The following is a 24580-nucleotide window of genomic DNA, read 5'->3' as shown; positions in this document are numbered from 1 at the left end:
TTCAAAAGTTTATCAATTTATTTGGGAACTATATAACATCTAAATCAAAACAATTTTAGAATTTAAGCAGTTCCATCTCACACACTTCAACTCGTACTCAGTTCACTTTCATTCAAAACAATGCTAATGCTTCCTGGCTATGTTTCTGCTGAAATTTTATATGAAGGTCTTTCTAGCCTGATTTACCGCGCTATTAAACAGAAAGATGGAACTTCAGTCATCGTTAAAGTTCTCAAAACTGAATATCCTACCTTAGAAGATTTAACTGCACTCAGACACGAATATAAAGTCCTTAGCAGCTTGATAGATGTTGCCGGAGTCATCAATCCTTTGACTTTAGAAAAGTATCAAAACGGATTAGCATTAGTTTTAGAAGATTTTGGATCTGTATCGCTGAAAAAATTTATTGATTCACAAAAGTTTTCATTAAAAGATTTTTTAGTAATTGCTAATCAATTAGCAGCAACCTTAGCAGATATTCATGATAAACAAATAACTCATAAAGATATTAAACCACAAAATATTGTTATTAATACAAACAATTTAACTATTAAAGTTATTGATTTTAGTATTGCTTCGCAGTTATCTAGAGAAAACGAAACTGTGAGGAATCCTAACTTGATAGAAGGCACTCTAGCCTATATGTCTCCCGAGCAGACTGGCAGAATGAATCGGTCACTTGATTATCGTACCGATTTTTATTCTTTAGGAGTTACCTTTTATCAAATGCTCACCGGTTTGCTGCCTTTTGATAGCAACGATCCTCTAGAAATAATTCACTCCCACATTGCGAAAACTCCCGCTTTACCTCACAAAATTAATTCAGAAATTCCACCAGCAATTTCTCAGATTGTGATGAAACTCTTAGCAAAAATGGCTGAAGATAGATATCAAAGCGCCTTGGGTTTGAAAGCAGATTTAGAATTATGTCTTCAACAGTTAGAAAACAATGGTCAAATTGGTGAATTTACTATTGGGCAATTAGATTTATCCAGCCAATTTATCATTCCGCAAAAACTGTATGGTAGAGAAGCAGAAGTCAATACATTATTAAATGCCTTTGAGCGTATCAGCAACGGTCAAACAGAAATAATGCTGGTGTCGGGATATTCGGGAATTGGCAAATCTTCTTTGGTGAATGAAATTCATAAGCCAATTGTCCGCCAAAGAGGATACTTTATTTCTGGTAAATTTGACCAGTTTAAACGTAATATTCCTTATGCTTCATTAATTCAAGCTTTTCAAGAATTAATGCAACAACTCTTAACAGAAAGTGTTGAATCTTTAAAAAATTGGGAATCTAAACTATTAGCAGTACTTGGTGACAACGGCCAAATCATCATAGATGTAATACCAGAAGTAGAACGGATTATTGGTTCTCAGCCTACGGTACCGCAATTAGCAGCAGCAGAATCACAAAATCGTTTTAATCGAGTATTTCAACAGTTTGTTCATGTCTTTACTAAACGAGAACATCCCCTAGTTTTATTTTTAGACGATTTACAGTGGGCAGATTCAGCTTCTTTAAAGTTAATCGAGCTAATTATTACAGATACGGACAGTGAATATTTATTATTAATTGGAGCTTACCGCGATAATGAAGTCAGTGCGACTCATCCTTTAGTTCATACTTTAGAGCAAATTCAGATAATTAGGGGTACTATCAATAATATTATTCTCAGAAATTTGAATATTGACTGTGTTAATCAGTTAGTCACTGATACTTTATGTAGCAGCAACTTAATAGTTAAATCACTAGCTAAGATAGTATTTCACAAAACCCAAGGCAATCCCTTTTTCTTAACTCAATTACTTAAATATCTGTATCAAGAAAATTTATTAGTTTTTAATTTTTCTGAGGGTATATGGCAATGGGATATTGAGCAGCTAAAAGATATTAACAATACAGATAATGTTGTCGAATTAATGGTCAGCCAAATTCAAAAGCTGTCACCAGAGACAATTAATATTTTAAAAATAGCGGCTTGTATCGGAGATAAGTTTACTTTAGAAATTTTGGCAACTGTTAATCAAACAACTCAGTCAGAAACATCAGTAGACTTATGGAAAGCTCTGCAAGCAGGTTTAATTTTGCCTTTAAACAATTCCTACAAAATAACCCTAGTATTCGATCGAGAGGAAATAGAAAATGGACTAGCTCAAGCAGGAAGACTAATTAATACATCTCAAACAATCACATATAAATTCTTGCATGACCGAGTGCAGCAAGCAGCGTATTCTCTGATTCCTAACGAGCAGAAGAAAGCAACGCACCTAAAAATTGGTCAATTACTGCTACAAAATACCACACCAGAGGAACGCAAAGACAATATTTTTTCGCTAGTTAATCAACTCAATTACGGCGCTAACTTACTTAATTCTGAGTCCGAAAAATACGAGCTAGCAGCATTAAACTTGATTGCAGGTCAAAAAGCAAAAGCAGCAACAGCCTATGATTCGGCTGTGAAATATTTAAACTTGGGTATAGAACTCTTAACAGCAGATAGCTGGAAGAGTCAATATGATTTAACACTAGCACTATATGTAGAAACAGTAGCGATTGAATATCTCAACACTAATTTTGAAAGGGCTTCACAGCTTAGTAGTGTTGTTATAAAAAACGCTAAAAATTTACTGGAAAAAATCCCAGTATATGAGACGCAAATTCAGTTTTATATTGCTCAAAATCAAATGCAAGCAGCAATAGATACTGCTTTTGATATCTTAAATATTTTGGGAGAACCCCTACCTGAAATGCCAGAAGATCCTAGTATTTTGGTACAGTTACTTGACCCAAAAACTACCTTATCTGGAAAGAGTATTGAGGAATTAGTAGATTTACCACAGATGACCGATAGCTATAAAATTGCTGCGTTGCAGATATTAGTAACGGTAATACCTTCTGTTTTTGTTGCTGCTCCCCGTTTATGTCCTTTGTTCATCATCAAAATTATTGATTTATGTGTCAAATATGGTAATTCACCTGCATCTGCTTATGGGTATGTCCTATATGGTCTAATCCTTTGTGGAGTATCTTCTAACCTTGAATCTGCATATCGACTTGGTAAATTAAGCTTAAAGCTATTGGATAAAATTAATGCTAAAGAATTCAAGGCGAAAATCTATGCAGTCTATAACTTTTTTGTTAGACAGTGGAACGAACATTCAAGAAATACAATAGAGCCTTTTCGGGAGGGTATTCAAAGTGCGCTAGAAACTGGAGATATAGAGTTAGCTTGTCGTGGCGCTACATTTTATTGCAACTCTATCTTTTTCATGGGTGAACCTTTAGAAAAAGTTGCTCGAGAACAAGATAAGTATTTCGCTCTGATTCGGAAATACAATCAAAAATTTGATATAGATTACACCAGAATTTGGATACAAGGAGTTGATAATTTAATAGGCAATTTTGTCCAACCAGAATTATTGGTAGGAGATTTATTTAACGAAGAAATAGACTTAAATCTATTGATTAATACTAAAAATCATATGGCTCTGTTTTCTTACTATCTTTTAAAGAGTCAGCTATATTATTTGTTTAAAGATTTTAAACTCTCACTTGAATATGCTAAGTTAGCATTTCAATATACTAACAGTTTAACGGGCATGATACATATTGCCCAAACTAACTTTTACTATTCTCTAAATTTATTGGCTTTGTATAACCAAGTTGAGCCAAAGCAACAAGAAGAGTATCTTAGCCAAGTATTAGCTAATCAGCAAGAAATGGAAAGATGGGTATATTATGCTCCAGTAAATTTCCAGCATAAATATGAATTAGTAGAAGCTGAGAAAGCACGAGTTTTAAAACAGTATGAGAAAGCAGTTGATTATTATGAACGAGCCATTCAAGGAGCAAATAAGCAGGAATATATACAAGAAGAAGCCTTAGCAAATGAATTAGCGGCTGAGTATCATTTGTCATCAGGCAGAGAGAAAATTGCTAAAACTTATATGACAGATGCCTATTATAGTTATATCCGTTGGGGGGCTGTTGCTAAAGTCAAAGATTTAGAAACACGCTATTGGCAATTAATTACGATATCGTCAAACGCACAAAAGCTAGAAACGAATTACCAAGAACTTACTCAGGCAAATTCCACAATCATCAAAGGCACTCATAGTCTCGATTTGATGACGGTGATGAAAGCTTCTCAAGCTCTGTCTGGCGAAATTGTTTTGAGTAAATTGCTAGCTAAATTAATGCAAATCGTGCTGGAGAACGCTGGCGCTCAAACTGGATACCTGATTTTAGAAATAGACGGAACTTTGCTAATAGAAGCACAAGCAACAGTGGAGCAAGAGGATGTGATTGTCATGCAATCAAAGCCAATAGCTTCTAGCCATGAATTGCCTATATCTGTGATTAATTATGTTGCTAGAACTCAAGAAAATGTCTTATGTAGTAATACAATTTGTGAAGGAATTTTTGCAAAAGATCCCTATCTTGTCGATCGCAAACCCAAATCATTATTATGCACGCCGCTACTCCATCAAGGAAAACTAAGCGGTATTCTCTACTTAGAAAATAATCTCACAACAGAAGCCTTTACACCAAATAGATTAGAAATATTAAAACTCCTATCTTCGCAAGCTGCAATTTCTATTGAAAACGCTCGTCTTTATAATGATTTAGCTACAGTTAACACCACTTTAGAAGCAAAAGTTCAAGAGAGAACGCAAGAGTTACAAGAAAAAAATGTGCATTTGCAAAAAGCAGAAGCAGCAGCTCAATCCGCTAATCGGGCGAAAAGTGAATTCTTAGCAAATATGAGCCATGAACTCCGGACTCCCCTGAATGGAATTTTAGGTTATGCCCAAATCTTGCAACGAGATAAAGATTTAACTAGTTTGCAAAAGAATGGTTTGAATATTATTTATCAGTGCGGCAATCACCTCTTAAACCTGATTAATGAAGTTCTAGATTTGTCCAAAATTGAAGCACGCAAAATGGAACTATATCCTACAGAGTTTCATTTTTCTCAATTTTTGGAAGGTATTGCAGAGATTTGTCAAATTCGCGCTCAACAAAAAGGTATTTCTTTAATTTATCAACCAACAAGTAATTTACCTCAGGGAGTAAAAGCTGATGAGAAACGATTGCGACAAGTTTTAATTAATTTACTTGGCAATGCAGTGAAGTTCACAGAAGTCGGTGAAGTTACTTTCACAGTTGGCTACCACAATCATAAAATTAGGTTTCAGGTAGAAGATACAGGAGTCGGCATGGCTCCAGAACAATTACAAGAAATATTTTTGCCTTTCCACCAAGTAGGTGAAAATAATCGCAAAATAGAAGGCACAGGATTAGGGCTATCTATTAGCCGTAAATTAGTACAAATGATGGGAGGAGAAATTCAAGTTGAAAGTACTTTAGGTAAAGGTAGTGTTTTCTTTTTTGATTTAGAGTTACAGGAAGTCAAACAATCTTCAGAGTTATTCAAAGCAGAAATGCGAAATATTATAGGCTACAAAGGAGATAAACGTACAATTATTATTGCTGATGATAGATTAGAAAATCGTTCAATTTTAGTGAATTTGCTATCTCCGCTAGGCTTTGAAGTTATGGAAGCTATTGATGGTCAAGATTGTTTAAATCTGGCTATAAAATTACAGCCAGATTGTATATTAATGGATTTGATGATGCCAACATTAAGTGGTTTGGAAGCAACTCGGAGACTAAGGCGATCGCTGGAAGTTAAAGATATTATAGTTATTGCAACTTCGGCTAGTGTTTTTGATTTTGACCGCCAAAAAAGTCAGGAAATAGGTTGTAATGACTTTCTACCTAAGCCAGTGCGAATATCAGAATTATTAGCTAAATTACAAATTCATTTAGGATTGGAATGGATATATGAGGAGCAATCAGAAAAAGTTGCTCATTCTCAACCTCATGCCGAACAAACTTTCATATTTCCGACCCATGAAGAAATAGCTACCTTGTTGGCTTTAGCTATGAAAGGAGACCTCAAAGGAATTATCGAGCAGGCTACTCGCTTGTCAGATTTAAATTCGGAATATATCCCTTTTTCTAAAGAGTTACATCAATTAGCAAAAGGATTTCAAGTTAAAAAGATTCGTGAATTACTTAAAAGTGCTGGGAACTAACCTATGAATCAGGAAAATACAGAAAATAATATAATTTTAATAGTTGATGATACTCCCACTAATTTAGGAGTACTGTTTGATTTTTTAGCAGATTCGGGATTCCAAGTTTTAGTTGCCCAAGATGGTGAAGATGCGATTGAACAGTTGGAATATGCCTTGCCTGATTTAATCTTGTTAGATGTGATTATGCCAGGCATGGATGGTTTTGAAACTTGTCGTCATTTAAAAGCTAAGGAAACAACAAAAGATATTCCTGTAATTTTTATGACTGCACTTTCTGAAACAGTAGATAAGGTCAAAGGATTGAATCTTGGGGCCGTAGACTATATCACTAAGCCATTACAGCATGAAGAAGTTTTAGCCCGTGTCAACATTCATTTGAGCCTGCGAAATTTGACTAAGAGACTACAACAGCATTCTCTACGTTTAGAACAGGAGGTACAAGAGCGGCTGAATGCGGAGGAAGCACTTTTACAGTTAACTGCTGAGTTAGAAAAACGAGTAGATGCAAGAACGGAAGAACTTCAACAAGCAAATCGGCAACTGAAACAGGAAGTGCAAGAGCGAATTTTAACACAACAAGCCTTACAGCTATCAGAAAATCGTTATCGAGAACAAGCTAATCAGTTAGAAATTGCTTTTCGGCAACTGCAAGAAACTCAAAGCCAGTTAGTTCAAAGTGAGAAAATGTCTAGCCTTGGACAACTAGTAGCAGGAGTTGCCCATGAAATTAATAATCCCGTTAACTTCATTTATGGGAACTTAACTCATGCGAATCAATACGCTCAAGATTTGCTTTACTTGTTGAACTTGTATGCCAAGCACATTCCTGCACCACCGTTAGAAATCCAGGAACAGGCAGAAGCGATAGATTTAGAATTTCTGATTAATGATTTACCTAAACTATTGTCTTCTATGAAGATTGGAGCCGAACGCATCCGCGAGATTATTCAGTCATTGCGGAACTTTGCACGTGTAGATGAAGCAGAAATGAAACCAGTGAATATTCATGATGGCTTAGATAGTACACTGCTGATTTTGCATAATCGACTTAAAGCCAGTACAAATCATTCAAGTATTAAAGTTATTAAAGAATATGGAAATTTACCATTAGTAGAATGTTATGCCGGACAACTCAACCAAGTGTTTATGAATTTAATTGCTAATGCAATTGATGCTTTGGAAGAGTACGATAAACAACAAATTCCGCAAAATACTCAACCTGAACCCCAGATTCTAATTCGGACTACAGCCATTGACAATCACTTTGTTTCTATTGCGATCGCAGATAATAGCGCTGGAATGACTGAATATGTGTGGCAAAATCTGTTCAATCCTTTTTTTACTACCAAACCTGTTGGTAAAGGAACGGGTTTGGGATTGAGTATTAGTTATCAGATTGTCTCTAAACATCAGGGACAGATGCAGTGTATTTCAGCACCTAACCAGGGAGCAGAGTTTATTATTACTATTCCTATACGACAGCGATCGCTAGAACTTGCCTGTTTAATACCAACTGGTCTAAATAGCACTTATTCTGCGTGAAAGATAACCCCAATTCGTAATTTGTGAGGCAGTCCAGTGAGTCCAGGACTGCCTCTTTCTTATTCCCCCATCAAAGGCGTATTGCACTCGACTAAGAACGGTTATATGTCATCCGTGCTGCTTTTTTAATATTCTGGAACTGACGGATCGACCTCTCGACTCCAAGCGGTAATTCCACCTTTGACATTCGTCCCGACAATACCAGCTTCCTTGAGGATGCCAAGGGCTTTGGCAGACCGCCCGCCCATCTTACAATGAGCAATCAAGCGGTGCCCATTAAGTATTTCCTTCACCTTAGCAACGCCATCCCCGTTTTCAATATCCGGTAAGGGCACTAATACGGAACCAGGAATCTTAGCAATGTCGTATTCATGAGGGTTGCGAACATCTAACAGCACAAAATCCTTTGCACCGCCATCTAGCAATTCCTTTAATTCCTTAACAGTCATTTCCGCAATTTCCATCTGCTGTTTCGCCTCCTCTGCCTTAGCTTGTGGGATACCGCAGAACTGTTCGTAGTCTATCAACTTTTCAATCACTGGGCGGATGGGGTTAGGACGCAGCTTCAACTCCCGGAATTTCATCTCTAGGGCATTATATAACAGCAGTCGCCCGCTTAGGGTGTTACCCTGTCTGGTAATGATTTTGACAGTTTCTGTTGCTTGGATGACTCCAATAATTCCTGGCAAAATTCCCAATACGCCACCTTCAGCACAAGAAGGCACCATTCCTGGTGGTGGTGGTTCTGGGTACAAATCGCGATAGTTAGGCCCGCCTTCGTAGTTAAATACCGTAGCTTGCCCTTCAAAGCGGAAAATGGAACCGTAGACGTTGGGCTTGTCTAGTAATACACAGGCATCGTTGACTAGATACCTTGTGGGGAAATTATCAGTACCATCAACGACGATATCATAAGGCTTGATGATATCCAGAGCATTCTCGGAACTCAGGCGAGTTTCGTGTAGATCGACTTGGCAATAGGGATTAATCTCGTGAATACGGTTTTTTGCTGATTCAATCTTGGGTTTGCCTACCCAGGATGTTCCGTGAATGACTTGGCGTTGGAGATTGGAAGTATCGACAACATCGAAATCAACAATACCGATGCGTCCGATACCTGCTGCCGCCAAATATAAAAGTAGTGGCGAACCTAGTCCACCTGTACCGATACAAAGCACGCTAGCAGCCTTGAGGCGTTTTTGTCCCTCCATTCCGACTTCTGGCAAAATCAAGTGGCGGGAGTAGCGTTCGTAATCGTCTTTTGTTAGCTGGATTTCATCCAGATTGGGATTGAGCATAGCAGTTTGATTGTGGAAGAGCGGAGTATTAATCCTATCGAAAAACGATATCTGTGTTAATAAGTTTTTGTCAGATGTTAATTTACGTTTTCAATTGACTCTGGTTGGAACTGATGACTATTATCAAGACTCCAGCTTTTGAGTTCACCAGCTTTACCGTTTTGAACGGAAACTATTATATACGAGTATCCTTGCCAGGCATACAGACGATCGCATTCTGAGGGAATAGCCGGACTATCGGTATGGGAGTGATAAATACCAATGATATTCAACGAGCGATCGCGTGCTTCCCTTTGTACTTGTAGCATGACTTGGGGTGCGATCGCATAGCGCTGTCTTTCGCTATGTATGGCATTCTCTTCCGAGAAATTAGCTGCCTCCGTACTCCAAGCATTTGCTGTCGGCATGATTTCTACCACAGTTTTGCCCTCACTAGCCAGAAAGCCTAGTATTATACCACAGCACTCATCGGGGTAAGTACTTTCAGCATGAGTGCAGATTGTTTGCAAGTGTTCTGGAAGAAGTTTAATAGTTGGATTGTTCATGAGAAGTTGAATCAAAGACTTGGCTACCAGTGAAAGATACGAATATTGTTAAAGTTAATCACATCAATATCTAAACTCTGAAGGTAATTTGTTAGCTTCAAATCGTCAGTTAGTACTAGATGCTTACCTCTCGCTAAAGTCAGTATTCCACAGTCAGTTAGTCCAAATTTTACAAATCTATCAACAGTCACAGCATCTAAACTCTTGATGTAGTGTTCGTTTAAACGAGTCACATTTTGAGCAAATCGAGCAAATATTGCAAAGCACTGCGATCGTTCAGGTTCACCCAGTTGATTAGCAAGGCTATTGACTTCCGTCAGAATATTTGGAGTTGTTACAAGTTTCTGAAATTTGGCAAGAAATTCTAGTAGAAGCTCATAGTCTTCTGGGATGAATTGCTGAGTTCGATTAAATTTAGTTATCCGTTCTGGATTGACACTTCCAACTAAAAAGAGAAGTAGGATGTTTGTATCAACTAAAATTCCTTTCTGAGGATAACGACAAATTAGGGAATGAATTACATCTTTCATACTTCTCTAATTTTCATTGCTTCGACTTCGCCAGTTTGTGAGTTAACTTTAAATAATCTGTACTCTCGTTGATAATTAATAGCAGTAAAAGAAGGAATTATGTCATCCATACGATTTTTATAATTTCTTTTAGCGACATCAAATCCTAAAGTAATTAACCAAAACTGTTTATCTTCAGAAAGTTCAACTTCTTCCAGCCTTAAATCTGGTAATGAAGAACCCATGATATCTTGTATAGACTTTATGTATTCATAGGCAGCATTCACTGCTGTTTTGACATCAATTATTGTCTTTTGCATAATTTGTAAACATAAATAGATATTATAAATAATGCTTTAGAATTATGTATCCGCTATTAACTATATTGGCAACAAGCTGATTGTTTGAGCATTTTACCTTCTGCCTCTACCAACAAGTGTCGTTAATCACTTTAATAACTCAACTGCGGTTTTCGTTATCAGCAGCTGGTTCACCCGATTGGGTGAATGCGATCGCAGCATCAAGAACTACGCTAAAAGGAGATTCAGTTTTGCTGTTGTGAGAACAATTGCGTACAGCAACAAAACTATGAAAATAGCTACGCTTGCTTTTAATCTTATGCCAGTTCCTTGTGTGCTAAAGGGTCTAAGAGTGGATGAAACTGTAAAATCACTGCATAAACTAGGTTTTCAACAAGAAACGATCGCTCTGTTGGAAAGGATTGCTGCCAATTTACCAGGAATGATTTTCCAATGCCTGCAACAACAGGATGGTTCTCTGGTTGTGCTGTATGTGAGTTCTGGCTGTCGAGAACTCTACGAATTAGAACCAGAAGTGATACAAGCAGACCCGAAGATATTGCATAAACTAATTCATCCACAGGATATGGCAGCTTTTGCAGAATCTATTGCTGTTGCTGCTGCTACTCTTACACCTTGGCGCTGGGAAGGTCGCATAATTACGCCTAGTGGCATCAAGTGGATTCAAGGCGCTTCCCAACTGGAACGGCAGGTTAACGGCGGTATTCTCTGGGATGGCTTGGTTGTAGATATTACAGACCGCAAAAAAACTGAAGTTTCTCTACAAAATCTGGCCCTAAAATATTCTAAAGCTTTTAGTTGCAGTCCCGATCCAATTACCATCAGCACCCTCGCAGAAGGACGCTTGATAGAATTTAACGACAGTTTTGTGCAACTCTCCGGTTACGAGCGAGATGAAGCAATTGGTCGTACTGCTTTAGAGCTAAATATCTGGATAAATGAGAGCGATCGCATCAAATTATTACAAGAGTTGCAGACAAATAAAGTTGTTTGCAACTTGGAATTTGAATATCGCCGCAAGTGTGGCAAGCTAATTACAGCACTGCTTTCAGCTGAAATAATTGATTTAGATGGCATTCCGTGCCTATTAGCAGTTCATCATGACATCACAGAACGCAAGCAAGTAGAAGCACAATTACGCCTCTCAGCACAGCGCGATCGCTTATTAGCAGAAACCTTAGTACGAATTCGATCTTCGCTCAATTTAAAAAAAATTCTTCAAACTACTGTGACAGAAGTCCGGCAATTTTTGCAAGTAGACCGAGTTTTTATTGGTCTAAAAGATCCCCAAGTAGGAGCCAAAACAGTTGTCGAATCAGTAGATCCCAATTATCCATCAGTCTTAAATTGGCAGAGTGATGATGAAAGTTGTCTCCAAGAATTGAAAACGCAACTAACGACTAATCGGGTACGCGTGTTTGAGGATATTTCTCAAATTGCGGTATCTCCCAAATTGCTGGCCCACCACGAACAACTTCAGACCAAAGCCGCCTTAGTTGTGCCAATTATGGTAGGTGACGAATTGTTTGGCGCTGTAATTGCCAATCAATGTTCTGGCCCTCGTCATTGGCAACCAATAGAAATTGATTTGCTACAGCAGATGTCTGAACAACTGGCCATAGCAATTAAGCAAGTGCAACTCTACCAAGAACTGGCGCAACTCAACAGCAATTTAGAACGCCAGGTAGAAGAACGTACCACCCAGTTACAGCAGAAAATGCAAGAACTGGAAGAAACACAAAGAGTCAAAGACGTAGTTTTGCATACAGTTGCCCACGATTTACGAACTTCCGTCATGGGTAACTTGATGGTACTGAAGAATTTGCTCAAAAGTCAGGGACTGGGGACAGAGGACACGGGGAAACGGAGACATGATGAGACAGCGCTGCGGGAGGGTCTCCCTCCACAGGCGACTGCGAACCCGAAGGGTGACACGGGGAATGTTTCAGTACAACTCTCCGCGTCTCCTTCATCTCCCCAATCCTTAATCCCGGTATCTTGCTCTATCATTGAGCGCATGATTCAAGGCAACGATCGCCAATTAGGAATGATTGATTCGTTGTTAGAAATTCATTCCTGTAAAGAGCAAGGAATTGTCCTCCACCGCGAGTTAGTCACATTCAGCACGCTGCTACAGACAATTATTAAAGACTTGCAGCCGATGCTGAGTCAAAACCAAGCAAATTTAACAAACTTGGTTGCGGAAAATTTACCGCTAGTAATGGCAGATAAAACTCGCTTGCAGAAAGTTTTGGTGAATTTGTTTACTTATAGCTTGCAAAACAATCCACCAGGATTAAATTTTACCTTGAAAGCCACAGTTGAAAGTGGAATGATTCGCACTCACATTCAAGATAATGGGGTAGCGGTGAGCAAGCTAGAGTGCGATCGCCTCTTTGATTTATATGTACGCCATCCCCAGGCCCCCTGTTCAACAGACATTGGTTTAAAAATGTATCTTTGTCGGCAAATTATTCAGGCTCATGGTGGTGAAATTGGTGTCACTAGTAATCGCAAGTGCGGGTTAACTTTCTGGTTCACTTTACCCTATGTTGGTGAATTGGTATAAGTCAGTTGTCAGTCGTAATTTTTCTCCCCCTGCTTCCCCTGCTCCCCCTGCTCTCTTGTTCCCCCCATCCCCCTACTTTATATTACTTGGGTGTTATGGCAGTCTGGAAACAGGAAACACCTTTGACGGTATGGCTAAAGTTGGGTAAGACGCTAATGGCTAGCTTATTGGAAACATTGCAAAAGTGGTGGACAGAAATCCTGTCTTCACCACCCATAGATGAAATTACTGCCATTTATCAAGCTTCGTTTGCAGATACACAGTGGCTAGTCAATAGGCATCGCTTTTTTTGGCAAAGGTTGCATCTATGGTTATGGCTGGCAACGATCTGCCTATCAACCTTTATTTTGCGAAACATTTATGACTTTTTTTTTCCTTTAAAGGAAACGGAGGCTCTGCCACAAGTACTTAAAATCCAAGGGCTAGCGATCAATATTACAATACTGCTGAGTCTACTTATCTGTTTTGCCTTGCATAAAACTAGGTTCGGTCATCGTCATCCTGGACTATTATTTTTGGGGTCATCTTGGTCTATTAGTTTCGCATCACAGTTATTTGCAATCCTTAGAGGTTTTGCATTACCCGATACCCTTGCTTGGTCGCTGCTATTCTTGAGTCAAGCTATATTCATACCTGTTCGCTGGACTCTCCACTTACTGTCTCAGGTGAGTATCCTGGTTTGCTATTTTAGTGTCAGTACAGCACTTGGGTTAAAAATACCCATGCCCGGATACGCAGAGTTATATAATGTAAAGTTTATTTTGTACGTTTTTTGGTTTTGTACTATATGTGACATGGGTGTTTACCTGTACGAAAACTTGCAACGCTCTGAGTTTAACGCCCGTCAAGAACTTGAGTCAGCCTACCAAAAACTAAAAGTTACAGAAGCTAAATATCGTAGTATCTTTGAAAACGCAGTTGAAGGAATTTTTCAAAGCAGTCCTGATGGACGTTATATTACAGCCAATCCTGCATTAGCGCATATTTATGGCTACTCATCTCCAGAAGAGTTGATGGCTAATTTTACTGATATTGAACATCAGTTGTATGTTGAACCAAACCGTCGTGCAGATTTTGTGCGCTTGATTGAACAGAATGGTATTGTCTCAGAATTTGAGTCCCAGATTTATCGCCGAGACGGGAGTATTGTCTGGATTTCAGAAAAAGCATATGCAGTCCGTGACGAAGAGAGAAAACTGCTTTATTACGAAGGGTTGATTGAAGACATTACACAGCGTAAGCAAGCCGAGGAATCGCTACGTGTATTTTTCCATGCGGTTTCCCACGACTTACGCAACCCGGTGTTAGGCACTTTAATGGTACTGAAGAATTTGCTCAATAGTCAGGGAGTGGGGACTGGGGACTGGGGAGGGGTGGTACGGGGACAAGGGGACAAGGGGACAAGGGGACTGGGGGACAAAGAGGAAAATGCTTCCTCATCTTCCTCATCCCTCTCATCTACCCCATCCCTAATTCCCGTGTCGCGCTCAATTTTAGAGCGGATGGTGCAAAGTAGCGATCGCCAGCTGAATTTGATTAATTCGTTGCTGGAAGCTCATATCAATGAAGTGCAAGGTGTTATTTTACAACTTGAAACCGTACAATTACTGAAGGTAGTAGAAGCAGCGATCGCAGATTTAGAGCCAATACTGGCAGAAAATAAAGCTAAATTGACAAATCTAATTACCACAGATTTACCATTAGTTAATGCCGATCCCACACAACTGTGGCGAGTATTTTCTAACTTAATTATCAACGCTGTCAAACATAATCCGCCTGGGTTGCTGTTGACGCTCAACGCTAGCTGTGAAGATGACAAGATTTATTGTACTGTCACTGATAATGGCATCGGAATTAGTCAAAAACAATCCGAACAGCTTTTTAACCTTTACTTCCGAGGCGATATTAACCGCAATGTGGGTATGGGATTGGGATTGTATCTATGTAAGCAAATCATCACTGCTCACGGCGGTGAAATTGGTGTGAAAAGTGAATTGGAAGCAGGAGCAATATTTTGGTTTACCTTACCAATCAGGAGATTCTCCTCCTAGTCTTTTTTGACGTTTTGAGTATATATCGTAGACCTTCATACTTGATAAACTTATATATCAATACATATATACTATACTAGTGCTAATTATGCTGTGTGTAGTCAAGTTTTACTTATTTAGATATGTGCAAATATTCCTGAAATATGGAGTTACAGCTTAGGATAGCGTACCAAGTAAAATTTTTTTAGTAAAAAGCTATACATTGCATTTCAGACTTTTTCCCCGACTTTTTCAACTGAATCATATAAAATAGCCGACTTTAGCCGACTGACAAACGATAGTGCGATCGCTTAGGCTATTGGGCACAGAGGTAAAAATCCCAGTATAAAAAATATGCTTAACACCCTCAGCCCACTTGCAGAAGACTTAGCAGGTCAAAGCTATCCCTATCCTGACTATTTTCAAACACAGCGCCGCCTTCGTTCCCTCATAGACGGTTATCTTGCAGTCGAAAAATTACAAGACCGCTTGGAAGATTTACCGTTACAGTTTGAAAATCCTCAACCACGCCCCTGGAAACCTATTGACTGGCAAGCGATTAACCGTAACCAAATTATCGGTATAGACGCAGAGATATTCTTGTCTATTTTGGTGGGTGCAATGGATACAGAAGCCCCAATTCGCGGCTATACCCAAACAAGTCGGCAGTATTTGGAAAAATTGCATCCTCAGATGGCTCGCTTTGTTGGTGGAATAGTTGGTCAAAATGACAATTTACTAGAACTGGGTTTGTGGGAAAAAGAAGAACGTCAGCACACACCTGCATTAATCAAGGTTTACACCCAACTCACAGGCGAGAAAATTACGCCCAAACATCGCACTGTTAGAGGTTATCTTCCTACTGATGACCCCTACGAAGACCTATATCGCCATGGCTTACACCGCATTGCGACTGAATACGGTGCAACTTGTCTCTATCTTTGGCTGATGGCTCACACTACTGGCCCGCTCCATGATGTTCTAGAAGAACTGGCACAGGATGAAATCAACCACATGACCAAATTTTGGGGGTTTGGGGTTTGGGCATTTCCTGATACTGGGCTGATGCGAATTGGACGCACGCTAATCAAAACTCGCTCTCAAAACTATCAGCGCAACAATCTCATGCGTACCTTACGCCGCATGATGGGTACACTCAACTGGAATTCTTGGACTTTAACTAACAAAGCAACTTTAATCTTTACCTTCAGTTATGCAATGCGTCGTCTGTGGATTTGGAACAATACCTTAACACCAGAGTATTTGCAAGATTTATTTGGAATTAGTGAATAAACTTTGTCCGCTCTGGTTTGCACGAGCTTTTCATACAATCATTCATCAACACCCAAAATCTCATGAATTCTCAACTTTACTCAAAATTACCCACTGATTTAGACCCCCAATGCTTACCGCAGCATGTAGCCGTCATTATGGATGGTAACGGTCGATGGGCAACCAGTCGAGGATTACCGCGCATTGCCGGACATCGCCAAGGAGCCAGGACACTCAAAGAGCTATTGCGATGCTGCAAAGATTGGGGAGTCAAAGCGCTGACAGCCTATGCTTTCTCTACTGAGAATTGGCAGCGTCCCATTGAAGAAGTGGATTTTCTCATGCTGTTATTTGAGCGACTGCTGCGCCGCGAGTTAGCACAAATGCATCGGGAAGAAGTGCGGATATCATTTATTGGCGATTTGTCAGCTCTGCCCAAATCCTTACAGACGGAAATGGAACGTTCAATGGCACAGACATCGAACAATCAAGGAATACACTTTACTGTTGCAGTCAATTATGGCAGCCGCAACGAAATTACAAGAGCCTGTCGTCAGGTGGCGGAACTGGTGCAGAAGGGAGAACTCAATGCTGAAGAAGTAAATGAAAACCTTGTAGAACAACACCTCTACACAGCAAGCACCCCAGAACCAGATTTGCTAATTCGTACCAGCGGTGAGATGCGGTTGAGTAATTTCCTGCTGTGGCAAATGGCGTATACAGAAATGTATTTTACCGATATTTTCTGGCCAAACTTTGACAGAGCAGCATTTCATCAAGCGTTGTTGAGTTATCAAGGACGCGATCGCCGTTTCGGTCAAGTGAAAGCTACGCTATCAGCTTAGTGCTGGAAAATGAAACTTGATACGATCGTTATGAAAGTTCTCTTCAGCAATATTATGAGCGAAATACAAACCCAACTACTAACTGATACCTGGGTGACAGCTACTTGGGATGAATATGTCCAAGTAATTGAAAATCCCGCCTACGAAAAAGCCAAAGGCTACTACCACAATCAACACATGAGGATTGAAATGCCACCAGTAGGAAATGACCATGCTAGCGACCACACGATTATTCTCTTTGCTGTTAACCTGTTTGCCAGCATTAAAGGTATTGCTCTGAATGGCAAGGATAACTGTACCTACCGGAAAGCAGGGCTTCGAGAAGCTCAACCTGATGTGTCTTACTACATTGGAGAAAACACTGATGTCATTCCCTACGGAACTTCCATAATTAATTTAGATATCTATCCACCGCCAAATTTAGCAATAGAAGTTGCTAACACTTCACTTGCTGATGATAAAGGCGAAAAGCGACTTTTGTATGAAGATTTAGGAGTGGCAGAATACTGGATTGTGGATGTTCAGAAGGTGCAAGTTATCGCTTTTGCTGTAGAAAATGGTGGTAGTCGCAGAATTACTGAATCTCTGGTATTGCCAGGATTAGCAATCTCTCTACTCAATGAAGCTTTAAGGCGAACTCGTCAAATAAATCAAAGTCAAGTTGGCGCTTGGTTATTAACTGAGTTTCAAAAATAATCACTTGAAAATCAAATCCAAACGCTGCTGCGTTGTTTTGAGTGCTTCTGCTGGCGAACTTTTGCCCAATAATACAGATTCAATTGCTCTACCTAAACTATCTGAAATGCGATTGTAACCCGGAAAAATCGGACGCGATCGCCCATACTTTGCCTGATCTAAAAACACCTTGACTTGTGGTACTTTCTGCACAAATGCCTGATATTTTGCACTTTGGCGAGATTTTAAATTGATAGGTAAATAGCCAGTCGAGAGTGCTAATTCAGTCTGAAATTCCTCACTCATCGCATATTCGGCAAACTTAAAAGCAGCTTTTTGCCGTTCTGGCCTGGTTTTAAACAAAAAGAGATTCTCCCCACCAATTACAGTAGCCGGACGTTGCCCAAAAGGAATCGGAAAAACATCAAAATCTACACCACTAGCTTGAAGTTCTCCTAAAGTCCAAGGCCCGTTTAGTTGCATCGCCACCCTACCAGACAGCAATGCCTCTGTCTCATAACCTCGTTCCGGACCAGATAACATAGCAGAACCGTCCTGAACTAATTTGTACCAATATTGCAAAGCCGCGATCGCTCCTTGATTATCTTTGAGGACAACTCCGGCTGCATTCTGCGAATCCCCACTGATTAACTCGCCGCTACTACTCCACATAAACGGCAACCAAGTAAACACCGTAAATTCTCCCTTACCCAAAGGCAGAAACATACCATATCGATCTATTTGTCCATCACCATTGGTATCGCGAGTTAATTTCTTCGCAACTTGCTGGAATTCTTGCCAAGTCCGAGGTAATTCAGTAATCCCGGCTGCTTTAAACAAACTAGGACGGTAAAAAATACCGACATTATTTGTCGCAAAAGGTACTGACCAAATCTTGCCGTTGTATTCCATTGATGCATACAAAGTCGGGTCAATTTCAGCTTTGACTGGAGAATTTTCCAGCATTTCATCCAAAGCAATTAAGGCATTTAGTTCTACCAATTGACCTGCGATCGTTGGGTTATACCACAATATATCCGGCGGTGCATCTCCTACTACCGCTGCCAAAATCTTGGGCAATTGCTGATCCTGTTGCCCAACATAAAGCGACTCTACCTGAATATCTCGGTGGGTTTGATTAAATTTGTCTACCAGCTTTTGTAATACATCCCGATTCGGCGGTGGATTTACCCCTTGCCATAGAGTTAGATGAATCACTTCACCTCGATCGACTCTAGACTGCATAACATGACATCCGCTGAAAGCCAGCATACCCACCAGCATTAACAGCAGCCAACGCCTAAGGTAGTATCGCGCTTTGTTTCTTGTTCTCCTGGAATTGTGGGGCGCAAAAAAAAGCCGCACAAAACTTCGATAAAGAAGATTGACCAATTTACCAAATTTGATAACCACCATAGGGACTGGGGATTGGGGACTGTAGAATAGTGAAGTTTTCCTAATACTTAGTACTTAATGCCCAATTTTGCCTTTGCATCTTAACAAAAGCTATGTATATCTTAATCTTGGAATAGAGCGTTAATAATTTTAGATTATGGCAGGACATAGTAAATGGGCAAATATTAAGCGCCAGAAAGCGGTAGTAGATGCAAAAAAAAGCAAAACCTTTACCCAGTTGTCGCGGGCAATTATCGTTGCTGCTAGAAGCGGCGTACCAGATCCAGCAGGTAATTTTCAGTTGCGTACTGCAATTGATAAGGCGAAGGCTGCGGGTATTCCCAATGATAATATTGAACGAGCGATCGCTAAAGGTGCTGGTACTTTTAGCGACAATGCTAGTTTTGAAGCGATTCGCTACGAAGGTTACGGCCCTGGTGGTGTGGCGATTTTGATTGAAGCTTTCACAGATAACCGCAATCGTACTGCTGCTGACTTGCGTGTAGCTTTTAGTAAAAATGGTGGCAATCTCGGTGAAACAGGTTGCGTTAGCTGGATATTTGAGCAAAAGGGTGTGTGTGTTGTACAGGAAGTGGTTGATGAAGACCAACTTTTAGAAGCATCTTTAGAAGGCAGCGCTGAGTCCTATGAGATGACTGAAGATGAGATAGCTGAAGTTTTTACCGAGGTAGCAAATTTAGAAAACCTCAACCAGACACTAAAAGACAAAGGCTTTCAGGTGACTGATGCGGAATTACGCTGGATTCCCAGTAATAGTGTAGAAGTTACAGATCCAGATCAAGCGCGATCGCTCCTCAAGTTAATTGATACTTTAGAAGGTTTAGATGATGTTCAAAATGTGACATCTAACTTTGAAATGGCAGAACATCTCATGGCTATGAGTATCGTTTGAAGTAAGAGGTAGAGGGGCAGAGGGGCAGAGGGGAGAATTGCTCACTCTTTACTCAGGACTCAGAACTCAGAACTGATTGAGATTTGGTTGAAGTGGGAAATCTAATTGTAGGTTGCAGAGTGCTGCTATCTGAATTGGATTAGCACACTGATATTCAAACTTACAATGAGGTAGTTGTGTTTCGAGTTGTCGTTGGTCATAGTGACGATCCTGATTCTCAAACCGCGATCGCTGAAATCCTCAAAGAATGTACCCATTCCCTGGCTGGGATAATTCCCCAAGCTGGACTCTTATTCGCTGCTATAGACTTTGACCATGTATTAATTTTGCAACGCATCCGGGATACTTTTCCCGGAATTGAGTTGATTGGTGGAACTACAAATGGAGAAATCTCTTCAGTTCTGGAGTTTCAGCAAGATTCACTGACCTTAATGCTGTTCGCTGCGGATGAAGTGGAGATTCGGGCAGGTATTGGACGAGGCGCATCCAAAAATCCAACCCTTGCAGCCCAAGTGGCGATCGCGCAAGCAAAGGCAAAAAGCATATACCAACCACAAATATGTCTCACCTTTCCCGATAGCTTAACGAGCAATGGGGTTTTGATTTTAGAAGGTTTAAAACAAAGCTTGGGAGAGCATATCCCCATTATTGGGGGAATGGCAGCCGATGACTATACCTTTGACAAAACCTATCAATTTTTTCAGGATGAAGTGTTAAGTGATTCAGTTCCAGTACTGCTATTTTCTGGACGACTACTATTTTCGCACGGAGTTGCTAGTGGTTGGACTCCCATCAGCCAACGCGGTCGTGTGACTAAAGTAGATGGTAACGTCGTATATGAAATTGATGGACAGCGGGCCTTAGATTTCTACCAGCATTATCTTGGGGTAGAGCAATTTGCAGCAAACTATGCGATCCATGCCTTGGCAGTTTTTGAGGATCGAGATCGTTTTTATATGCGGGCACCCAATGCCTACGACCGACAGTCTGGTAGCGTTACATTCTTCTCAGATATTCCAGAACAAGCAGTTGTGCAAATTACCGATGCGTCTCGTGACGATATTCTGTTAGCCTCAGAGGAATCCCTGAAGAATGCTCTTGCCGATTATTCCGGTGTGGAGCCAACAGCAGCGTTGCTCATTTCCTGTGCAGCCCGTCGGCGAATTTTGGGAACTCTCGCTAGAGAAGAGTATCAGCTGGTCAAAACTCGTTTACCTGAGACATTACCTTGTTGTGGTTTCTACGCTTACGGTGAAATCGCTCCTCTGGTGAGCGGAGGTCAAACGCAATTTCATAACAAAACGTTTGTTACACTGCTTTTAGGAACAACCTGATACAAAATTAGAATTCAACATATTGTTTAAGGCACTGGGTCAAGTTTTAGAAACAGTTTGTATTAAGCTTTTGGAAGTGTGCCCTAATTACGAATTAGCAATTACCCTACCCTGCGGGAACGCCTGACGGTGAACGGGTGACGCTCTCTACGAGACGCTGCGCGAACGCAAGCTCGCTAACGCTACGCTAACGGCAGTTACTCCACTTGGGGAACCACTCCGTTGCGGTGAGCAGTCCGTTGGGCGGCTTCGCCGACTTGAAGGAACTGCGAACCCGAAGGGGGGTTCCCCCCGTTGTAGGCGGAACGCCTTCCCGCACGGTAGGAAGTGGCGTGAAATCCCAAGACCGTACTGCTTCACAAATTACGAATTAGTATAAGTGGTGCATGGACAACCAAAACAATTCCATACAGAGCCAGGATTTAGAAAAGGCAAACCGCATCTTTCGGAAAAAGCTAGAACGCTGTGAAACCGAACGCCGCCAGCTAGAAACTGACATTGCAACAAAAGAATTTTTACTTAAGAAAGTCATTTGTGAGTTAGAAAACTCTCAGAAAGACTTGGAGCAGAGAAGTCAAGAGTTAGAAAATACGCTAAAGAGTTTGCATACCATGCAAGCTCAAATGATTCAAAGTGAAAAGATGTCTGCCCTAGGTCAAATGGTGGCTGGCATTGCTCACGAAATCAACAATCCCGTTAGCTTTATTTACGGAAACCTCAGCCACATAACGCAATATATCAATGACTTAATGCAACTGATCGAGCTTTATCACCGTTACTTTCCCAACCCACCTACCGAAATTCAAACCGAACGCAAAGCCATTGATTTAGAGTTTTTGGAAAAAGACGTGACTAAGGTATTGGACTCTATGAATAGTGGGACGGAGCGTATTCGGGATATTGTACTGTCACTGCGTAACTTCTCCCGCTTAGATGAAAGTGAGTTTAAAGCTGTAGATATTCATGAAGGCATCGACAATACCCTGATGATTTTGCAGCATCGCCTCAAAGCCACCGATAAAAGCCCAGAAATTCAAGTCATCAAAAACTACGGTAATTTGCCAAATGTAGAATGCTACGCCGGACAGATCAACCAGGTGTTTATGAACATTCTAGTGAATGCCATTGATGCTCTAGAAGAACTCATTGCTAAACGAATAGATCGAAAAATCAAGGATAATCCTCGCATCACAATTCGTACCTCTGTCGTTGATTCGCAGTGGGTGCAAATTGCGATCGCTGACAATGGCCCTGGGATTCCTGAATCGATTCAAAAACAGATTTTTAACCCGTTTTTTACAACCAAGCCTGTCGGTAAGGGTACAGGAATGGGAATGGCTATTAGCTATCAAATCATCACCGAAAAACATTGCGGTAAGTTAGAATTTTTGTCCACACTTGGAGAAGGAACAGAGTTTATAGTTCAAATTCCTGTCCAGCACGAAGTCTGTGAAGTAGTATAACGTAACCGTTATACTGCATAGTTTCTTAATAAATTCTATGATTTCTTGCTGAGTCAGTACATTAGTCAACTGCTGTTTAGCTGCTCAACTTGCTCAAGAGGGCACGATCGCGTAAAAATAAGAGTTAGGATGGCTTAACTTATCTTCACAATGACGCTAACGCAACTCACTCAAATTTCCCCTCTAAAAACCTCAACAGACAAACGGGGATATGACTATGATTTGGTAATTGTCGGCGGTGGAATTGTTGGGCTAACCCTAGCCTCTGCCCTGAAAAATTCTGGTTTGAATATCCTACTGATTGAAGCAAAAGTGGCATCGGCGGCGGTAGCCAAAGGGCAAGCTTATGCAATTCACATGCTTTCGGCACTGATTTACCAAGGAATTGGAATTTGGGACAAAATACTGCCGCAAATTGCTAAATACCGCCAAGTTCGGCTTTCAGATGCCGATTATCCTGATGTGGTGGAATTTCAAACAGGTGATTTAGGTACGCCAGAGTTGGGTTATGTAGCGGAACACCAAGCGCTGTTACAGCCCTTGCAAGAGTTTGTGCAAAATTGTCCCAATGTGACTTATTTCTGTCCGGCTGAGGTAGTAAAGACGCAGTATCAGCAAGACATTGTGGCTATAGATATTAAGATTGCCGAGCAGATATATACAGTCCGCAGTAAATTACTGGTAGCCGCAGATGGATCGCGATCGCCGATTCGTCAAGCAGCAGGTATCAAAACCCACGGCTGGAAATATTGGCAGTCATGTATTGTCGCCTTTGTGAAACCAGAAAAACCCCACAATGACACTGCTTACGAAAGATTTTGGACTAGCGGCCCGTTTGCGATTTTACCTTTGCCGGGGAACCGTTGCCGCATTGTGTGGACAGCTCCTCACGAAGAAGCAAAAGCCTTATGTGCCTTAGATGATGAGCAATTTTTAGCTGAACTAACTCGTCGTTATGGCAACCACATGGGTAAATTGGAATTATTAGGCGATCGCTTTATTTTTCCAGTACAACTCATGCAAAGCGATCGCTATGTTCTTTCTCGATTAGCATTAGTTGGTGATGCAGCGCACAATTGCCATCCCGTTGGTGGACAAGGTTTAAATCTGGGTATTCGAGATGCTGCTGCTTTGGCGCAAGTCCTACAAGCAGCGCACGAGGCGGGTGAAGATATTGGCAAAATTCAGATCCTCAAACGCTATGAACGCTGGCGCAAACGAGAGAACCTAACAATTTTAGGTTTCACCGATTTGTTAGATCGAATGTTTTCTAATAAGTTTTTACCATTAGTACTAGTTCGTCGCCTCGGTTTATGGTTTTTGCAGCGAGTACCTTTGCTAAAAGTGTTTATCCTCAAGTTAATGATCGGTTTGAAAGGGCGTACTCCAGAATTAGCGAAACACTGATAACTGATGGCTGTTTGATTTAATATCTCTGTGCTGAATTTTTCTGTAATGTTTTTGGTCTGTAGTTGCTGGTTCAGTAGAAATGCGATCTCTATTGGTTTTGACGTTCTCGTCAGCGTCTCTAGCAGGAAGAGCGAACGCTTTCACATTAATCTGTTTAGCCAGTTCTAGAATATTTTGCTGTAACATAACTGGTAGTTGAGAATGCTATAAAAATATGTAATTAACAGCACGCTCGCTACCACTAACGGTTGTTAACCACAAAAATTAAAGTACAACACCCACCTCCGGTAGATGTTAATGAAATCAAGGGTAGGCTACAAGCTTCAGTACTGGCAACAACGGAGTGGGC

At 40.5% G+C, this 24580-nt stretch carries 19 protein-coding genes; 13 read left to right on the top strand and 6 right to left on the bottom strand.

Annotated elements, in window-relative coordinates; translation table 11 throughout:
• The first annotated feature begins 120 nt into the window (after window positions 1–120).
• Window positions 121–6108 carry an AAA family ATPase gene (locus RMY31_RS21570; protein ID WP_322658728.1) on the top strand — a complete coding sequence of 1996 codons (5988 nt, stop codon included), beginning with the start codon at window positions 121–123 and terminating at the stop codon, window positions 6106–6108.
• A 3-nt stretch (window positions 6109–6111) separates the two neighbouring features.
• Window positions 6112–7653 carry a response regulator gene (locus tag RMY31_RS21565; protein ID WP_322658729.1) on the top strand — a complete coding sequence of 514 codons (1542 nt, stop codon included), beginning with the start codon at window positions 6112–6114 and terminating at the stop codon, window positions 7651–7653.
• 125 nt (window positions 7654–7778) lie between these two features.
• Here the strand turns inward: RMY31_RS21565 and moeB are convergent, their stop codons facing one another.
• The 4 genes from moeB to RMY31_RS21545 form a co-directional block, all read right to left on the bottom strand.
• Window positions 7779–8951 (bottom strand): molybdopterin-synthase adenylyltransferase MoeB, encoded by a 1173-nt coding sequence (gene moeB / locus RMY31_RS21560; protein WP_322658730.1) that lies wholly within the window; start codon window positions 8949–8951, stop codon window positions 7779–7781.
• 77 nt (window positions 8952–9028) lie between these two features.
• Entirely contained in the window at window positions 9029–9496 is a 468-nt protein-coding gene (locus tag RMY31_RS21555; protein ID WP_322658731.1) for a M67 family metallopeptidase, read from the bottom strand.
• A gap of 23 nt (window positions 9497–9519) precedes the next feature.
• Window positions 9520–10026 (bottom strand): PIN domain-containing protein, encoded by a 507-nt coding sequence (locus RMY31_RS21550; protein WP_322658732.1) that lies wholly within the window; start codon window positions 10024–10026, stop codon window positions 9520–9522.
• Window positions 10023–10325, bottom strand: a complete 303-nt coding sequence (locus tag RMY31_RS21545) for a hypothetical protein (protein ID WP_322658733.1) — start codon at window positions 10323–10325, stop codon at window positions 10023–10025. Before RMY31_RS21545 ends, RMY31_RS21550 begins: the two co-directional genes overlap by 4 nt.
• A gap of 116 nt (window positions 10326–10441) precedes the next feature.
• On the opposite strand from RMY31_RS21545, the gene RMY31_RS21540 reads away from it, so the two are divergent.
• From RMY31_RS21540 to RMY31_RS21515, 6 genes are all read left to right on the top strand, one after another.
• Window positions 10442–10567 (top strand): hypothetical protein, encoded by a 126-nt coding sequence (locus tag RMY31_RS21540; RefSeq protein ID WP_409878170.1) that lies wholly within the window; start codon window positions 10442–10444, stop codon window positions 10565–10567.
• A gap of 56 nt (window positions 10568–10623) precedes the next feature.
• A complete protein-coding gene (locus RMY31_RS21535; RefSeq protein ID WP_322658760.1) occupies window positions 10624–12894 on the top strand; it encodes a GAF domain-containing protein in 2271 nt (756 codons plus the stop codon).
• A 155-nt stretch (window positions 12895–13049) separates the two neighbouring features.
• A complete protein-coding gene (locus RMY31_RS21530) occupies window positions 13050–14945 on the top strand; it encodes an ATP-binding protein (RefSeq protein ID WP_322658761.1) in 1896 nt (631 codons plus the stop codon).
• A gap of 333 nt (window positions 14946–15278) precedes the next feature.
• Window positions 15279–16217, top strand: a complete 939-nt coding sequence (locus tag RMY31_RS21525; protein WP_322658735.1) for a ferritin-like domain-containing protein — start codon at window positions 15279–15281, stop codon at window positions 16215–16217.
• 62 nt (window positions 16218–16279) lie between these two features.
• Window positions 16280–17041, top strand: a complete 762-nt coding sequence (locus RMY31_RS21520) for an isoprenyl transferase (protein WP_322658736.1) — start codon at window positions 16280–16282, stop codon at window positions 17039–17041.
• A gap of 54 nt (window positions 17042–17095) precedes the next feature.
• Complete coding sequence (locus RMY31_RS21515; RefSeq protein WP_322658737.1) at window positions 17096–17737, top strand: Uma2 family endonuclease; 642 nt, start codon at window positions 17096–17098, stop codon at window positions 17735–17737.
• On the opposite strand, the gene RMY31_RS21510 is transcribed toward RMY31_RS21515, so the two are convergent.
• Complete coding sequence (locus RMY31_RS21510) at window positions 17738–18988, bottom strand: ABC transporter substrate-binding protein (protein ID WP_409878169.1); 1251 nt, start codon at window positions 18986–18988, stop codon at window positions 17738–17740.
• 280 nt (window positions 18989–19268) lie between these two features.
• Here RMY31_RS21510 and RMY31_RS21505 point away from each other — a divergent pair, with 280 nt between their 5' ends.
• The 5 genes from RMY31_RS21505 (at window position 19269) to RMY31_RS21485 (ending at window position 24228) form a co-directional block, all read left to right on the top strand.
• On the top strand, window positions 19269–20024 hold the full coding sequence (locus RMY31_RS21505; protein ID WP_322658738.1) for a YebC/PmpR family DNA-binding transcriptional regulator: 756 nt from the start codon (window positions 19269–19271) through the stop codon (window positions 20022–20024).
• Between the two features lie 176 nt (window positions 20025–20200).
• Window positions 20201–21358 carry an FIST signal transduction protein gene (locus tag RMY31_RS21500; protein ID WP_322658739.1) on the top strand — a complete coding sequence of 386 codons (1158 nt, stop codon included), beginning with the start codon at window positions 20201–20203 and terminating at the stop codon, window positions 21356–21358.
• Window positions 21359–21585: 227 nt separating this feature from the next.
• Entirely contained in the window at window positions 21586–21732 is a 147-nt protein-coding gene (locus tag RMY31_RS21495) for a hypothetical protein (protein WP_409878168.1), read from the top strand.
• A gap of 12 nt (window positions 21733–21744) precedes the next feature.
• The gene (locus RMY31_RS21490; protein ID WP_322658741.1) at window positions 21745–22821 is read left to right on the top strand and encodes a sensor histidine kinase; all 1077 of its coding nucleotides are present in this window, start codon (window positions 21745–21747) and stop codon (window positions 22819–22821) included.
• A 150-nt stretch (window positions 22822–22971) separates the two neighbouring features.
• Window positions 22972–24228, top strand: a complete 1257-nt coding sequence (locus RMY31_RS21485; RefSeq protein ID WP_322658742.1) for an FAD-dependent hydroxylase — start codon at window positions 22972–22974, stop codon at window positions 24226–24228.
• Here the strand turns inward: RMY31_RS21485 and RMY31_RS21480 are convergent.
• Window positions 24214–24417 (bottom strand): hypothetical protein, encoded by a 204-nt coding sequence (locus RMY31_RS21480; RefSeq protein WP_322658743.1) that lies wholly within the window; start codon window positions 24415–24417, stop codon window positions 24214–24216. The two genes, RMY31_RS21485 and RMY31_RS21480, sit on opposite strands and share 15 nt — an antisense overlap.
• Between the last annotated feature and the right edge of the window lie 163 nt (window positions 24418–24580).

This window comes from Dendronalium sp. ChiSLP03b, assembly GCF_034531165.2.
Taxonomy (GTDB): Bacteria; Cyanobacteriota; Cyanobacteriia; order Cyanobacteriales; family Nostocaceae; genus Dendronalium; species Dendronalium minutum.
The sequence above is the reverse complement of the archived record's forward strand: the minus strand, read 5'-3'. Positions and strand labels throughout refer to the sequence as shown.

Bases quoted from the DNA above. Each gene is read 5' to 3' on its own strand.
- RMY31_RS21570 (WP_322658728.1), top strand. From the start codon at position 121: ATGCTAATGCTTCCTGGCTATGTTTCTGCTGAAATTTTATATGAAGGT.
- RMY31_RS21565 (WP_322658729.1), top strand. From the start codon at position 6,112: ATGAATCAGGAAAATACAGAAAATAATATAATTTTAATAGTTGATGAT.
- moeB (WP_322658730.1), bottom strand. From the start codon at position 8,951: ATGCTCAATCCCAATCTGGATGAAATCCAGCTAACAAAAGACGATTAC.
- RMY31_RS21555 (WP_322658731.1), bottom strand. From the start codon at position 9,496: ATGAACAATCCAACTATTAAACTTCTTCCAGAACACTTGCAAACAATC.
- RMY31_RS21550 (WP_322658732.1), bottom strand. From the start codon at position 10,026: ATGAAAGATGTAATTCATTCCCTAATTTGTCGTTATCCTCAGAAAGGA.
- RMY31_RS21545 (WP_322658733.1), bottom strand. From the start codon at position 10,325: ATGCAAAAGACAATAATTGATGTCAAAACAGCAGTGAATGCTGCCTAT.
- RMY31_RS21535 (WP_322658760.1), top strand. From the start codon at position 10,624: ATGCCAGTTCCTTGTGTGCTAAAGGGTCTAAGAGTGGATGAAACTGTA.
- RMY31_RS21530 (WP_322658761.1), top strand. From the start codon at position 13,050: ATGGCTAGCTTATTGGAAACATTGCAAAAGTGGTGGACAGAAATCCTG.
- RMY31_RS21525 (WP_322658735.1), top strand. From the start codon at position 15,279: ATGCTTAACACCCTCAGCCCACTTGCAGAAGACTTAGCAGGTCAAAGC.
- RMY31_RS21520 (WP_322658736.1), top strand. From the start codon at position 16,280: ATGAATTCTCAACTTTACTCAAAATTACCCACTGATTTAGACCCCCAA.
- RMY31_RS21515 (WP_322658737.1), top strand. From the start codon at position 17,096: ATGAGCGAAATACAAACCCAACTACTAACTGATACCTGGGTGACAGCT.
- RMY31_RS21510 (WP_409878169.1), bottom strand. From the start codon at position 18,988: ATGCTGGCTTTCAGCGGATGTCATGTTATGCAGTCTAGAGTCGATCGA.
- RMY31_RS21505 (WP_322658738.1), top strand. From the start codon at position 19,269: ATGGCAGGACATAGTAAATGGGCAAATATTAAGCGCCAGAAAGCGGTA.
- RMY31_RS21490 (WP_322658741.1), top strand. From the start codon at position 21,745: ATGGACAACCAAAACAATTCCATACAGAGCCAGGATTTAGAAAAGGCA.
- RMY31_RS21485 (WP_322658742.1), top strand. From the start codon at position 22,972: ATGACGCTAACGCAACTCACTCAAATTTCCCCTCTAAAAACCTCAACA.
- RMY31_RS21480 (WP_322658743.1), bottom strand. From the start codon at position 24,417: ATGTTACAGCAAAATATTCTAGAACTGGCTAAACAGATTAATGTGAAA.